Consider the following 14,382-nt stretch of genomic DNA (forward strand, 5'->3'; position numbering starts at 1 on the left):
TCGCTTGTATATTTTATTCTATAGACAAAAATCTACAAATTCATGAAACTTTCCGCTCATGAACAACGTCTCATTGTAAGATATCTCTTATTATTACAAAAAAAAGTATTGTTTCCATGATTCGGTAAAAATATAATGTGTATAGGCTATTAATTCAATTAAAGGATGGTACTATGAGAGAGAACCGAAACAAAAAGCGCAAATGGCTTTGGATTGTGCTCAGCATCATTGGATTGCTCGTGCTGGGTACTGGAGGCTATGCCTTTTATTTGTATAAAACTGCATCAGATACTGTTGCGAAAATTCAAGAGGATATTGGAAGGGATGTATCTGAAAAACGTCCTGAAGCTGTGGCTTTTAAAGAGAAAGACCCTATTTCTGTGCTTCTATTAGGTGTTGATGAAAGAAAAGGAGACCGCGGACGCTCTGATTCATTAATTCTATTAACAGTCAATCCGAATAAAAAATCCATGAACATGGTCAGCATACCTCGTGATACACGAACGGAAATCATCGGAAAAGGCAAAGAAGATAAAATCAACCATGCTTATGCTTTCGGCGGCACTGAAATGGCCATTAATACCGTTGAGAACTTCCTTGACGTGCCTGTTGATTATTTTGTGAAGGTCAACATGGAAAGCTTTAAAGATATTGTAGATGCAGTCGGCGGTGTAGATGTTAATAACACGCTTGATTTTACTTATGAAGGTGAAACTTTCAACAAAGGCACTATTTCATTAGATGGTGAGAGTGCCCTTAAATACACAAGAATGCGTTATGAAGACCCGCGCGGTGACTTTGGACGCCAAGATCGCCAGCGTCAGGTCATACAGGCAGTTATCTCTAAGGGAGCTAACATTTCTTCTCTAACAAAGTTTGGGGAGATGTTCAAAGTTGTTGAAAATAACGTGAAAACGAACTTGGACATGAACGAAATGTGGAGCATTCAAGAAAATTATAAAGAAGCCCGTAATTCAATGGAACAGCATCAGGTAAAAGGAAAAGGCGATATGATTGGCGGAGTTTATTATTATATTGTGCCTGAAGAAGAACGAATCGGATTATCCAATCAGCTGAAAGAGCATTTGGAGCTTGAACCCAGCACGGCATCTTCTAATTAATGGAAAGAGCGAATTTCATATGAAATTCGCTCTTTTTTATGAAGAAAAGATGATAGAAAAAAAGACGAAGATTTATCTGCCTTCGCCTTTACAATATAATCAGCTGTTGATCTTCACCCATTCAATCAGCTTAGGATTTTTCAACCAAATATATTCATTCTCATAAACATATTGAACGGCTTCATTTTGATCTCCAATTCCAAAGAAATCAGGTGGAGCAGGAAGCCTTTTCTTGCCTGTCAGATAATCAAAAACAAATGGATTAATCTCTCTCGCCTTATTGACAAGCTGCTTTAAAATAGAAGTGACTCCATTTAGAGCAAATTCTAGTAAAACTCGATTGTAAGCTCCTGATGCCATATGACTTTCATCATACTTCTCCATCAATTTTTCAGCCTGCTTGTACATTCCTAAATCCATATACATGACAAAGAGTGTGTTGCGTACTCCCTGGTTATCATTTTCATCGAGGGCAAGCAATTCCTCACATTGCTTAATGGCTATTTCCAAGTTTCCCGCTGCAGCTTCAAGCACTGCATAATTAAATTTCGCCCGCATATAAGGTCTAGTTTCAGTGAGACCCCAGAACATCCCTTTGTTCTGTATAAAATAGTCCTTACCAAGATCTGTTTCTCCAGCTTCCATTCCCTTTTTGAAGAATTGCAGCTGTTTCTTGAAGTCCCGCTCGGCTTCCCCCAGAATATTGTATGCATCAGGGTGGTAAGGATAAATTTTAATAGCTTCTTCGGCAAGCTTTAATCTCTTCGCCGGATCACTTTCCATGGCCTGAAAAATCAATTTATGTGCTTGATCGCGAGCAGAAGCATGATGTGAAGATGTTTCATGTTGAAGATCCTGCAAATTCTGCTCCATCTCACCTTTTATCTCCCGATACAGCTTAGAAAGGGAGCTTGCGCTTACTCCATACATCTCAGCAAGTGCCTTCTGAGTCAGTCCCGTCTTATGAATGTGTTTTTCGATGAAATAATGCATAGCAGCTGCATAAATTTCATGTTTCTTAATAGTTGGATTCAACCGGTGGAAATAAGAGTGCATAAGCTGTACTGCAAGCTTCCTTACTTTCAGTGATTCAATGTCCTCAAGATAATCTCCTGCAGTCAGTTTTTCTTCTAATAAACGGACTGAGAGCTCATAGTTCATATTATCCCAGACAAGCTCTTTTTCTGACTCAGCTTTCTTCTCTACAGGCACTGTCAGCATGGAAATAATCATCTCTGGGTAGTTATCTTCCATAAATGCTTTCGGATCGATGAATTCACTTTCCTTAAATAAATCTAATGTCAGCTCCGTATTGTGTGCTGTTTGATTTTTCTCAAACTCAAGCTGCATCAAATAATAAGAGTGGTACTCCCCATATGGAAGCAGATAGCCAAGAAGCAGACCGCCCTCTTCAAAAGAGGATGCTCCCTGTGTTACTTTCACTTTCTTTTCTTCATTAGAAAAAATGTCTCTTACAGTAAACCACTCGTCATCCAGGATGTTTTCAATAACAGAAAAGGACGGTGCAGCTTCTGTCCATTGTTCAAGCTGAGACATAGTCGACGGTCTTACTTCTTCTTTCTGCTTCTTCTGAACAAAGGCCTCAATCACCCGCCCGTGAACAAATGAGACGGAAAAGACAGCCCATACTAATAGAGCACCATATACATTTTGATGCTCATCACGATCAAGCTTACCCATTTTTTCTTTAACTGCTTCATCCATTTGCCTTGAAAAATTTGCAGAAGCAAATTCCATCAATTCGACCTGAAGCTTCTCAAGCTCCTCATGGCGGATAGCCTCAAGCGAAGTTTCTTTCTTCATACAGCATTTCTTATATTTTTTCCCGCTGCCGCAATGGCACGGGTCGTTGCGTCCGATATCCATTTTTTAACTCCTTTTATTACTAATTCCCTTGTCTATTGTGCCAGTAAATCGAGCAGAATTCAATGTACGCAAGAAATCACGCAAAATTAAAACCATTTCAATATGAAAAACTGCAAACAACAGGTCTGCGGTTTTGTACGATTTTAATATGAATCATTTTTCTCCCTATTTAAAGTAAGAACCGTCACCTCACTCCTCACCCCAAACCGATAATTCCAATGCGCCTGTCCAATTCCTTTTGAAATATAAAGATAAGACCCTTTAATCTTATGGAAGCCTTGGTAAATCCCTCGCCTCGCTAGCTCTCCCTTTGAGATAAATGTAAAGAAGAATGGAACATTGAATTGCTTTCCATGCAAGTGGCCGGAAAGCATTAAATCAAATGGATCTGCAACTTCAGCTATATCATTTGGATCATGACATAGAACAACATTCGGCTTATCCCCTCTTACATTTGAAAATGCTTTAGTCAATCCGAGCTCATCTTCTCTATAAAAATCCAACCCTATCAAAGTAAAGTCTGTAAGTTCAATCGATTCATTTACAAGAACCTTTACTTGGTTTTCTTCGAGCCATGACCGCAGCCGCAAACTCAGCTGAAAAGTCCGATAGTCGTGATTGCCAAGTACCGCATACACTTCAATCCCATATTCATTGAATACATCTAAGTAAGGTTTAATGCGCGGAATATGCTTTTCTCTAGCCGTAAAATCACCAGTAATAAACACATAATCAGGTTTTTCCTTTTGAAGCAATGCTTTCATTTTTTCAGGGTGAATCCGATTTCTTTCAATATGAAGATCTGATAACTGCAGGATCTTTTTATCAATTCCAAGAGGAACATCAATATGTTCCACTTTCAGCCATTGTGTCGGCAATATAAAAAATAAATAGAACAGCCCCGCACATCCGATAAGACCAATCAATAATTCAGCCATGATATACCCCATTTTTTTCTATTTGTTCTATTTTACTAAAGACAAGAAGGATTTAGTATAAAAAGCAGCCAAATTCCCAAAGGAACTTGGCTGCTTTCTGTTAATAAACTTCATACCCCTCATATGACTCAGCTATACATGAAGATAGTTCCCACATCTCTTCTTGACGGTCCAAATAAGTCAGTACGAGCTGCTGGGCATGTCCGGATTTGGCCAAAAAGCTTTCGACACTTCCATGAATCTCAATTTCCTCTCTATTTCTGCATTCAATAAATGTTCTATTGTTTTTCTCAAAAGCCCGCTTCACATGATGATAGGAGACCCACAAACACTCTTCACTGTCTGGTGATAAAGTCGGAAGCATACATATCCTGTAGCCCGGCGATAAACAGACCGGGAGCATTTTTTTGCCCGGCAAAATAAGCTTCGCTGCATCAACCATCCCCTGATAAGAGGCCCCGGCATGCACACAGCTGAGATTAATAATTTCTCTAGGTGACATCTTCACAATCAGCTTTCTGTACAGCTCATGAACAACAGACCACAACTCCCCATTTTCCGTGTACATCGGTTTCAAAACCATTGTTTCTCTCCAAACTCCATAGCTTTCTTTCATCAGCATTCTCTCCACCTCAATCTTCTGTTTTTATCATGAAAAATTTTCCACAACATTATTTTACAGAAAAATTCCGTGAAAGAAACAAAAACTAGGAAAATTTAACTAGAACTAAACATTACATTTACACTAGATTAAAACAAACAAAGAGACCTCCAATCTAGAGGCCTCACTCATATTCCCACACAATCTTCCAATCTTCCTTATCCTTCACTGCATATACATCCTGAAGAACATCAAATGTTCCGAACTTACTTTTAAAAGTCTGCCTGACTTTAATGAGGCGCGCCTCATTAAACACAGGCGCTCCTTTTGCCATCCTCCACCTTCGAACCTTCTTCTGCTTTAAAATTTCAAAAGAAAACGTCGTCACCCCGTAATGGCTCATATAGATATGAGACCGCTCTGTCACATAAGCATTTTTTGTAAAACGATCCTGCATCAATGGGTGAAACAGATCCCAGGCGCCACCAAAATTTCCAGTCTGTTCAGCTGTATAAAAGAGCTGCACAGCCTTTTTCGGCGCAGATGGCGTGAATAAATGAAACAGCCCGATCAGCAGGAGAATCACAGCTCCGATCATTACGATTGGAATAAGAGGGAAAGGTTTACGCCTTCGCATGATAATCACCCTTTTAAGCATGTCTTAGAAAGTGTATGAGGGAGTTTTAAGGATAATACGAAAAGGTTTGTAAAATAAAAAAAGACCTTTCGAGTGAAAGGTCACACTAAACCGTTTTACTTCTCATAAGCTCATGGCAACACTGACCCTTAACCCTGCCCTAAACGCAGGCTTTGAACAGGTGTCAATTATTTAGAAGATAGCAGTCCATTATAATAAATAGTTATAGTGAATTTTTCAGAAATCTAATTCACTTTTGTTTCACGTTTAATAAAGAGAAGGTTATTTCATTATTTTTATATCTGAATTTTAAATTGAATAAAACTTTCCGCAATTTCTTCCAAATATGTGCGGTTCATATTTAGAAGCATACTGTTTTACATAATTTACTACAATATCAATTGTAGCAGCATAATCTTTACTAAGAGTGCATACCGGCCAATCAGATCCAACCATTATTCTTTCAGGCCCAAAGGCATCAAACACAACATCTAAATACACTTTGAAATCTTTCTCTTTCCATTCGTTCCAATCGGCTTCTGTCACTAGTCCTGATATCTTCACATAAGTATTCTCCCTTTCCGCGAGTAATGAAATGCCAGTCTCATTTTTATAATTCAAATAGATCAATTGTATAATTTTCTTTATTATTGATAGAAAGATGTAACGGACTCCCTTTTACCACTTTTCCACAAAGACTAAGAACAAATTCGCTGAACATAGAATTGGACCAAGAAAACCATTCTCTCGTATACTTTTCAGGCATATCTGCATGAAAACCTTCGTGCATAAAACCCGTATTTCCATCTGTGGAAGTCATGATCTTAAGAATCCTCAGCTTTTCTTCATGTGAAACAGCAGTCATCCCTTGAATGGACAATGCAATAGGCCAGACATACTGTCCAGGAGTATGAGGGCTTCCAATTCCTCTAGCCTTCAGCCCTTCGTAGTAATAGGGATTTTCCCGACTCAGTATATAGCTGCGCGTATTTAAATAAGTTTCGTCCCTAAAATCTGAGTAACCAAGATAGGGGATAGATAATAAACTTGGAACATTCGCATCATCCATAAGGTTAAATCGCCCGAGCCCATCTGTTTCATAAGCATAAATAGAATCAAATACTGGATGATTAAAGACAGCATACTTTTCAATCCCTGTGTTAATTTCATCAGCAAGCTGCTTACATGCCTGCTTCAGCTCCATATCCTTTATTACTTCGCCACATATCTCTGCAGCGTAATTTAATACAACAGCAGCAAACATATTTGACGGTACCAAAAATCCGTATAAACAAGCGTCATCACTTGGCCTGAAGCCACTCCAAGTCATTCCCGTCTTCGCTGTTTTCGATCCCTTTCCATCACGGATTAGTGTGTCATAATAACGGCTGGTCTCCCTTATAAATGAATACGGGGAGTTATTTTCATGATCCTGTTCTGCCGTCCATACATTTATAATCTTTTTCAATGCTTCTACAAATAAATGATCAAAGTGATCCACTCTGCCTGTAGACTTCCAAAATAGGTAAGAGAGCTGAATAGGATAGCAGAGGGAATCAATTTCATATTTTCTCTCCCAAATTTCGGGAAGCATTTCTGTTTGATCAGTCTGATACCCTTTTCCATTTGCAGATTCGTTAAAGGCATTGGCGTAAGGATCTATATTAATGAACTGCAATTGACGCATAATCACCCCTTTGATCATCTCAGCAATATTTTCGTCTTCTTCTGCTGCCATTAGATACGGGCGCACCTGTGCTGCCGAGTCACGAAGCCACATAGCAGGAATATCACCGGTGATGACAAATGTTGTTCCATCTTTCTGAGGCTTTAGAGTTGTTTCATACGTATTAACAAAGCATTGTTCAAACATCGTTTGCAGTTTTGCATCCTCAGGAAACGTTTCTTTAACAAGTGCAATTAATCTGTTTAGTGATGCTGGAATGACTTTATTTTTCATAAATGTTTCCCTCCCTTGCACCCTAGTGTGATAATTTCACAGGGTCTTACCTTTTCCTCAGCAATGGATTGAAACTTTCTATTTTTTCTTCAATTCCATTACTTCGGGTAATAAGAACTTGGCATATTTTAATGAAGAGCAGTTATTTTAATTTGATTTCAATAACTGGGACTATAACATTGGGCTTAATAACTGGGATTTCAAGAACAACTTCACCAGCTTCAACTACCGGCACGTTATGGTGGTGTATATCAGACTCCATATATTCATAGAATTTCACTTCGGAATGATCATGTAAAAATTGAACATATTCTATTTTTCCTGCTAGTTCGCTTAGATGAATTGTCCTGAATGGCCAAGAAAAAATATGAAGATAAATAGTTTGATCTTTTTGAGTTAATCGGCAATCTGGAGGAGTGGGAAACTCACTTTCTCCAGCACCATATATGGATGAATCATGATACTTCATCCATTCCGAAATTCCTTCCATAATTTCCATTGATTTTAAATCCCATTCTCCTCTGGCATTTGGACCGATATTCAATAAAAGATTTCCATTTTTAGATACAGTATCGATTAGCATTTTAATGACCATTTCCGGCGACTTCCAATGAAGTTCATCCCGGTCATATCCCCAGCTACCATTCAAGGTTTGACAGGCTTCCCACACGATATCTAAGCCGTCTTTTTTTATGGACCGTTTTGGCTGATATTGCTCGGGTGTATAAACACCACGATTCAGATCCAGCCGATTATTTAAAATGATATGCGGCTGCAGTTTAAGAATTAATGCTTCCAGCTCTTCAGCCTTCCAATCTTTTGCCCCTTTGCCTTTGGACCAGTCCCAGTCCCTGTCCGGATAGGAAAAATCAAACCATAGATAATCGATTTCCCCATAAGACGTTAACAATTCATGAACTTGTTGATGCAGAAATTTTACATACTTGTCAAACTCTCTTTTTTTAGCCTTTTCTTCTTCGTTTTCACGGAGTGAATGCAAGCCATCAATCGTAAACTCAGGGTGATGCCAGTCGATGAGGGAATGATAGAATCCTATTTTTATTCCTTCCGCTCTGAATGCATCTGCAAACTCTCTTACAACATCTTTTCCATAGGGTGTATTTGTAACTTTATAGTCCGTTGCATGTGAGTCCCACATGGCAAATCCTTCATGGTGTTTTGTTGTGAGAACAGCATATTTTATGCCTGTCTTTTTTGCATTTTTTGCCCATTCCCTCGCGTTAAAAAGATCGGGATTAAATCGATCCATATATTTTTTGTATTGATCTGAGTGAATTTTCTCTTTCGTCATCACCCATTCATGTCTTGCAGGCAATGCATACAATCCCCAATGAATAAAAAGACCAAATCGATCCTCTATAAACCACTGAATATCTCCGTAATGATTTGGCCAGTCATATACGCGCTTCGTCATAAACTCAACTCCTTCTTATTCCAAATACAATGACAGCAGGCAGGATGAACCTCCTGATTTATGTCATCTCTCATAATCAGATGGTTAAAAGGTTACCTCTATGCATTTTTCACTGGATTCATAGATTCCGCAAAGAATCTTCATTATCTCTACTCCATCCTGTACCGGACTAATCGGCTCTTTATTTTCAAGTAAGCATTCAACAAAATGATCGATCTCTGAATGAAAAGCTTCTGTAAAGTTAAAGGTTGCATGATTGATTTGAGGCGTAATATTAAGGATCGTATTGTTTTTCTCAGATACAATTTCTAAGGAAGGCTCTATTTCTGCTCCGCCTTTATCCCCATAAATTTTTATTGTTGTCTCATCTTTTTTTGCATGCAGGGTGAAGCTTGCATCTACAAAAAGAGTAGCCCCATTTTCAAAGCGAATCAGAGCATTTGCCATATCTTCTACATTATTTTTTGAAGCGTCATAATCTGCAGCTTTATAAAAAGAGAGATTCTTAACATTTGAACGATTTCCTAATAAATGATAAGTGTTGCCTGAAATAGATTTGACCTTTGGGCGGCCCATTAAATACCAGCATAAATCTATTACGTGGACACCAATATCTATCAGTGGACCACCGCCGGAACGCTCCTTATCAGAAAACCATCCGCCTGGATTTCCCAAACGGCGAATACTTGAAGCTTTTGCATAATAAATCTCGCCGAGCTCTCCAGCATCAATAAACGTTTTTAAAATTTGGGTATTGCTTGCAAACCGCCTTACAAATCCGACTTGAAGAATTTTCCCGCTTTTTTTGACTGCATCTTCAATTTCAAGAGCTTTTTCAACACTTGTGGTTAATGGTTTTTCTACTAAAACATGTTTTCCAGCATTCAACGCTGCAATGGCAATTTCGGCATGTGTATTATTCCATGTGCATATACTGACAGCTTGAATTTCTCTGTCTTCTAATAATTTTGTATAGTCCGTAAAGTATTTTTCTGCATTGTATTTATCTGCTGTTGTTTTTGCTCTTTCTTCGTTTAGATCGCAGACAGCGTAAAGTTCTGCACGCTCATGCATTGAAAAGCTGCGTAAATGCATTTCTGCAATTGAACCCGCACCAATAACCCCTACTTTAAGTTTCCTCATTGATAATCCCTCCGATTTAAAATCTACTTCCATAACCTTTTGATATTGTTCAAACCAATTTCAATAGCTTTGAGGCAATCTTCCATGCCTTCAAATTCAAGTGAAATGTACCCGTCATATCCAAAGGATTTGAGAACTTGTATAATTCCTGTAATATCCACATCACCTTGCCCTACAATTGCACCTCTTAAAAAGTTTCCAGCAGTTGTCTCGAAGAATCCTTCTCCCGGGAATTGAGTATGCGGACGAGTATAAAAATCTTTAAAATGGACCATTGATGCTAAAGGAATGGTGCGTTTTACTGCAGATAATGGATCTTCATCCACACATAGAAAATTACCAATATCGAGAGTTGTTCTAAAGTTTTTTCTATCAACCGAGTGAACAATCTGTCTAATCCGGTCTGCATGCTGAACATAAAAACCATGATTTTCGATGCTGGTAATAATTCCATATTGAGCAGCATAGTCAGCAATTTCTCGACAAACCTTGATGATAATCGGCAAATCACACACAAACTGTTCAATAGAAGTATGTTCTTTTTCTCTTGATGCAATATCATGGCGCATTCGCTTTACTCCAAGTGCATGTGCTATGTCAACCTGCATTTTCAGCTGTTCTAATTCTTGATTAAATTGAGCTTCATCTTTGTCAACGAAATTGGCGCCTACCGCATAATTAGAAATCTCAATCCCTGCCTCTTTTGCTTTTTCTACAATATCGTTAATCAGTGAGCTATTATCACTTAGCGTAAAACCAATGGGGACGATTTCGATATGTTCTCCGCCATGGTCTTTAAGCCAATCAATCGCATCTAAAATGCTCATATTTCCTGATCGAAGTGCGGAATAAAAACTGTAAGAACTTACACCTAGTTTCATAGATATCCTTCAGTAGTATGAATGGGAATTAAGAAACAATTGAAATCAAGTATATTTTATGTAAACAAATTAATAGTAAGGCTTCATCCCCTTAATGAATGGGAATGAAGCCAGACCTTTTATTTCTCTTCTGTATATCGGTCGTATGCTTTCTGATAGATTTTAACCAATTTATCCACGCCCATTTTATCAATGGTTTTGATGTATTCGTTCCACTTCGAAATTGGCTCTTGACCTGTGATAAACTTAGCTTCCATTTGCTCTACATAAGCTTCAAGATCAGCATTGATAGCAGCAACTTCTTTTAGCTCCTCAGGAGTTAGAAAAACCTGCGGCATTGCTACTCGTCCAACTGGTTTGATTTTATTTTTTGTTTCAGCCACAACAAATGGATCATATGCATTTCCTTCGTATACAATTGGAGAGTCTAAATGAGCCCATGTAGGAACATTTATCCCATAGTTTGGTGTTAAAGTTCCTTTGTAATCTTCAATCGATGTTCCATCTTCACGAGGTATTAGTCTTCTTAGATTCTTATCCTTATCTGCCCATTCCCAAATATCTCCTTCATCCAGAATGCTCAGGAACTCGTTCCCTTCCTTGGAATAAGAATAGTCCACCCAGCGCATAGAAGCTTCAGGGTTTTTATTGACATTGGTAATGGCAAACTGTCCGACACTTTGTCCGGGGCTAATGGCAATAACAGGTTTATCGGCACCCTTGCCGGTAACAGGCTGCATCATAGGGTTTGTTGCATCATTTGGCATACCAAGAAAATCTCCAGGCGCCCAGTTTGCAAACAATCCGACGCGATTAGCTTTTCCTTTTGCCCCCTTTTGGTCCCAAGACTGAGAGAATACTTCATTATCCAGTAACTCTTCTTTATAAAGCTTATTCATATATTCGAGATAATTCTTAAACCCTGGCTGAGCTGCTCCATACTTCACTTTGCCGTCATAGGTGCCTACGCCTATAGACACAACACCAAAGAATCCCATAAACCATTGATTAATATCCCACATCTCAGCTGCAGTTAGCGGAATTTCATCTTGTTTTCCATTTCCATTAGGGTCTTCTGTTTTAATTCGTACTAATAAGTCGTACAATTCATCACTTGTTTTAGGCAGTTCTTTCACATTTAAAGCTTTTAAAAATGAGCCATTATACCACATAGGATGAATATTCCACTGCAAGGTTCTATCTACAGTCGGCAGAGCATAAATATGACCATCCAGGGCAGTTATACTTTTCTTTACGTCCGGATACTCTTTAAACATCGCTTGTATATTTGGAGCATACTTTTCAATTAAGTCATCTAATGGAACTAACAGTCCCTGTTCGCTGTATTTTATAATTTCACTGTTCGTCAAGGAAGCGCCATAAAATAGATCAGGAAGTTCATTACTGGCAAATAAGAGATTCTTTTGTGTTTCAAAACTATCATTAGGAGGCGTATCAAACTCAAAATTAATATTAGTTTTCTTCTCCATCATTTTAAAATACTTCATATCTTCCCACTTCGCTTTGCCAACATTGGGGCCAAACATAGATAATGTAACTTTCTCATCAACAATCGGAAAACCTTCGCTGTTAATCTCTGCACTTTTGCTTTTTTCAGAACTTGCTTCCTGATTGTTTGAACATGCAGAGAACATACCTGCCAATAGAATTGAAATCATTGGTAAAGCTAATCTTTTTTTCACAGTAATCCCCCTCATAATAATTTGATAGTAATAAATGCTAACCTTAGTCTTTAAAATACTGCCTCCAAAAAAAGCAGGCCATTATCCTTTAACAGAACCAATCATCACACCTTTGACAAAGAAACGCTGCATAAACGGATAGATGATGATAATCGGCAAAGTTGCTACAATGATGACGGCATATTTCACAATATCCGCAATTTCAGCTTTTCGCTGCAACGCCTCAGCAGTCGCCCCAGACATAATATCTGCACTCATTTCCTGTAAGACAAGGATTTGTCTTAAAACCAATTGTAAAGGATATAAATCCTGATCTCTCAAGTAAATAAGCGCTCCGAAATAACTATTCCAATGTCCTACTCCGTAAAATAAGGCCATTACAGCAATGATAGGAGCTGATAGTGGAAGAATAACCTTGAGAAACAAATTGAAGTTGCTGCATCCATCGATTTTTGCCGCTTCTTCCAATTCATTTGGGATTGACGTTTGGAAAAAAGTGCGGCAAACAATAATATTCCAGACTGAAGCTGCACCAGGAAGGATTAAAGCCCACATAGAATCCATTAACCCAAGGTTTTTCACAATAATATAAGTTGGAATGAGTCCTCCGCTGACAAACATAGTGACAAGCATCATTCCCATGATAAAGCCTCGGCCAACAAAATCTTTCCTTGCTAACGCATAGGCTGCAGGGATTGTCACCATCAGATTAACTGCTGTTCCTACTGCTGTGTAGATAATGGTATTTTTATAGCCAAGCCAGATTTGCTCGTTTTGGAAGACACGTTCATATCCTTCAAATGTTAGGTTGATAGGGAAAAGCCACATCTCCCCTGAGTTCACAAATTTCGGATCACTAACAGATGCACTGATAATGTAGATTAGCGGATACAATACGATGATAAGTGCCAGTGATAGATAGAAGTAGCATAAAAGCTTAAAAAATCTGTCAGCAGCTGTATCTTTAATCATTCCAACACCCCTCTTTTTACCATAAGCTCGTCTCCGATTTTTTCCGAGCAATTTGGTTAACAATTATAAGCAAGGCTGCATTAATGACGGAATTGAATAATCCGACCGCAGCACCGAAGCTATATTGACCTTCTAAAAGACCGACACGGTAGACAAAGGTAGATATGATATCAGATGCTTCCATATTCAAAGGATTTTGCAGAAGCAGCACTTTTTCAAACCCGACTGATAATAAGCTTCCTGTATCCAGAATAAACAGAATAACCATTGTTGGAACAAGAGCAGGAATATTGATATTCCAAATCCTTTGCCACCTTGATGCACCATCTACAATGGCTGCTTCGTGCAGCTGCTGGTCAACGCCGGCTAATGCCGCTAAATAGATAATGGTTCCCCAACCGGCGTTTTGCCAAATTCCCGACAGTACATAAACAGTCGAAAACCATTTAGGATCTGTCAGAAACGGAATAGGTTCCATCCCCAGCATCACGATAAGATTATTAATCATTCCTGTTGTTGGAGATAAAAATGTAATAATCATCCCAGACATAATAACAATAGAAATGAAATGGGGTGCGTATGTGACGGTTTGAACGGTTTTCTTAAACATGCCATCACGTATTTCATTCAGGGCAAGTGCTAGAATAATAGGGATGGGAAAGCCTACAATCAGGCTATATACGCTGATTTCGACCGTGTTTTTAATCAGGTCCCAGAAATAATAGGATTCAAAAAATCTCATGAAATGATCAAATCCTACCCAAGGGCTCCCCCAAATACCTTGTACTGGATAATAATCCTTAAATGCGATTTGTATGCCATACATTGGCATGTAGTGAAAAAGGATTAAGTACATTACTAAAGGAAGTACAAAAAGATACAATTGCCAATTCTGTCTGACATTTTTCTTGGTTTTCTTTCGCTGTATTCTTTTAAACTCCTGATCTTCCTTCTTTTTTCTAAACTTGATAATCTTACTCGCAGGCTTTAAAGTTTCAGTAGATGCACCCTCATTCTTCTCTTTAAGAACACCCAAGAATTCCCCTCCCTTTATCAGTATTTCTTTCTGTTTTAATTTTTTCACAATTTTGAATACGGGGTAAA

13 protein-coding genes are annotated in these 14,382 nt (G+C 38.4%); 1 reads left to right on the forward strand and 12 read right to left on the reverse strand.

Annotation, left to right across the window (positions count from 1 at the left end; translation table 11 throughout):
- The first annotated feature begins 173 nt into the window (after nucleotides 1-173).
- The gene (locus tag LIT25_24575; protein ID USK33640.1) at nucleotides 174-1,121 is read left to right on the forward strand and encodes a LytR family transcriptional regulator; all 948 of its coding nucleotides are present in this window, start codon (nucleotides 174-176) and stop codon (nucleotides 1,119-1,121) included.
- Nucleotides 1,122-1,220: 99 nt separating this feature from the next.
- Here the strand turns inward: LIT25_24575 and LIT25_24580 are convergent, their stop codons facing one another.
- From LIT25_24580 to LIT25_24635, 12 genes are all read right to left on the reverse strand, one after another.
- A complete protein-coding gene (locus LIT25_24580) occupies nucleotides 1,221-3,008 on the reverse strand; it encodes an SEC-C domain-containing protein (protein USK33641.1) in 1,788 nt (595 codons plus the stop codon).
- 143 nt (nucleotides 3,009-3,151) lie between these two features.
- Nucleotides 3,152-3,946: a metallophosphoesterase gene (locus LIT25_24585; GenBank protein USK33642.1), complete on the reverse strand. Its 795-nt coding sequence runs from the start codon at nucleotides 3,944-3,946 to the stop codon at nucleotides 3,152-3,154.
- A gap of 100 nt (nucleotides 3,947-4,046) precedes the next feature.
- Nucleotides 4,047-4,568 (reverse strand): competence protein ComK, encoded by a 522-nt coding sequence (locus LIT25_24590; protein ID USK33643.1) that lies wholly within the window; start codon nucleotides 4,566-4,568, stop codon nucleotides 4,047-4,049.
- A 163-nt stretch (nucleotides 4,569-4,731) separates the two neighbouring features.
- Nucleotides 4,732-5,184, reverse strand: coding sequence for a hypothetical protein (locus LIT25_24595; protein ID USK33644.1), 453 nt, complete (start codon nucleotides 5,182-5,184; stop codon nucleotides 4,732-4,734).
- Nucleotides 5,185-5,493: 309 nt separating this feature from the next.
- The gene (locus LIT25_24600; GenBank protein ID USK36400.1) at nucleotides 5,494-5,805 is read right to left on the reverse strand and encodes an amidohydrolase family protein; all 312 of its coding nucleotides are present in this window, start codon (nucleotides 5,803-5,805) and stop codon (nucleotides 5,494-5,496) included.
- Nucleotides 5,795-7,144: a glycoside hydrolase family 125 protein gene (locus LIT25_24605; protein ID USK33645.1), complete on the reverse strand. Its 1,350-nt coding sequence runs from the start codon at nucleotides 7,142-7,144 to the stop codon at nucleotides 5,795-5,797. The genes LIT25_24600 and LIT25_24605 overlap by 11 nt, the downstream gene beginning before the upstream one ends.
- 142 nt (nucleotides 7,145-7,286) lie before the next feature.
- Nucleotides 7,287-8,579 (reverse strand): alpha-L-fucosidase, encoded by a 1,293-nt coding sequence (locus tag LIT25_24610; GenBank protein USK33646.1) that lies wholly within the window; start codon nucleotides 8,577-8,579, stop codon nucleotides 7,287-7,289.
- Nucleotides 8,580-8,663: 84 nt separating this feature from the next.
- A complete protein-coding gene (locus tag LIT25_24615; GenBank protein USK33647.1) occupies nucleotides 8,664-9,722 on the reverse strand; it encodes a Gfo/Idh/MocA family oxidoreductase in 1,059 nt (352 codons plus the stop codon).
- Nucleotides 9,723-9,745: 23 nt separating this feature from the next.
- Nucleotides 9,746-10,603, reverse strand: coding sequence for a sugar phosphate isomerase/epimerase (locus LIT25_24620; GenBank protein USK33648.1), 858 nt, complete (start codon nucleotides 10,601-10,603; stop codon nucleotides 9,746-9,748).
- 119 nt (nucleotides 10,604-10,722) lie between these two features.
- On the reverse strand, nucleotides 10,723-12,306 hold the full coding sequence (locus LIT25_24625) for an ABC transporter substrate-binding protein (protein USK33649.1): 1,584 nt from the start codon (nucleotides 12,304-12,306) through the stop codon (nucleotides 10,723-10,725).
- 81 nt (nucleotides 12,307-12,387) lie between these two features.
- On the reverse strand, nucleotides 12,388-13,278 hold the full coding sequence (locus LIT25_24630; GenBank protein USK33650.1) for a carbohydrate ABC transporter permease: 891 nt from the start codon (nucleotides 13,276-13,278) through the stop codon (nucleotides 12,388-12,390).
- Between the two features lie 16 nt (nucleotides 13,279-13,294).
- Nucleotides 13,295-14,206 carry an ABC transporter permease subunit gene (locus LIT25_24635; protein USK36401.1) on the reverse strand — a complete coding sequence of 304 codons (912 nt, stop codon included), beginning with the start codon at nucleotides 14,204-14,206 and terminating at the stop codon, nucleotides 13,295-13,297.
- Nucleotides 14,207-14,382 lie beyond the last annotated feature (176 nt).

Origin of the sequence: Bacillus sp. F19 (genome assembly GCA_023823795.1) — a bacterium.
Lineage (GTDB): Bacteria > Bacillota > Bacilli > Bacillales > Bacillaceae > Bacillus_P.

Excerpts from the sequence above, each read along its gene's own strand:
- LIT25_24575 (USK33640.1), top strand. The coding sequence starts at position 174 with ATGAGAGAGAACCGAAACAAAAAGCGCAAATGGCTTTGGATTGTGCTC.
- LIT25_24580 (USK33641.1), bottom strand. The coding sequence starts at position 3,008 with ATGGATATCGGACGCAACGACCCGTGCCATTGCGGCAGCGGGAAAAAA.
- LIT25_24585 (USK33642.1), bottom strand. The coding sequence starts at position 3,946 with ATGGCTGAATTATTGATTGGTCTTATCGGATGTGCGGGGCTGTTCTAT.
- LIT25_24590 (USK33643.1), bottom strand. The coding sequence starts at position 4,568 with ATGCTGATGAAAGAAAGCTATGGAGTTTGGAGAGAAACAATGGTTTTG.
- LIT25_24595 (USK33644.1), bottom strand. The coding sequence starts at position 5,184 with ATGCGAAGGCGTAAACCTTTCCCTCTTATTCCAATCGTAATGATCGGA.
- LIT25_24605 (USK33645.1), bottom strand. The coding sequence starts at position 7,144 with ATGAAAAATAAAGTCATTCCAGCATCACTAAACAGATTAATTGCACTT.
- LIT25_24610 (USK33646.1), bottom strand. The coding sequence starts at position 8,579 with ATGACGAAGCGCGTATATGACTGGCCAAATCATTACGGAGATATTCAG.
- LIT25_24615 (USK33647.1), bottom strand. The coding sequence starts at position 9,722 with ATGAGGAAACTTAAAGTAGGGGTTATTGGTGCGGGTTCAATTGCAGAA.
- LIT25_24620 (USK33648.1), bottom strand. The coding sequence starts at position 10,603 with ATGAAACTAGGTGTAAGTTCTTACAGTTTTTATTCCGCACTTCGATCA.
- LIT25_24630 (USK33650.1), bottom strand. The coding sequence starts at position 13,278 with ATGATTAAAGATACAGCTGCTGACAGATTTTTTAAGCTTTTATGCTAC.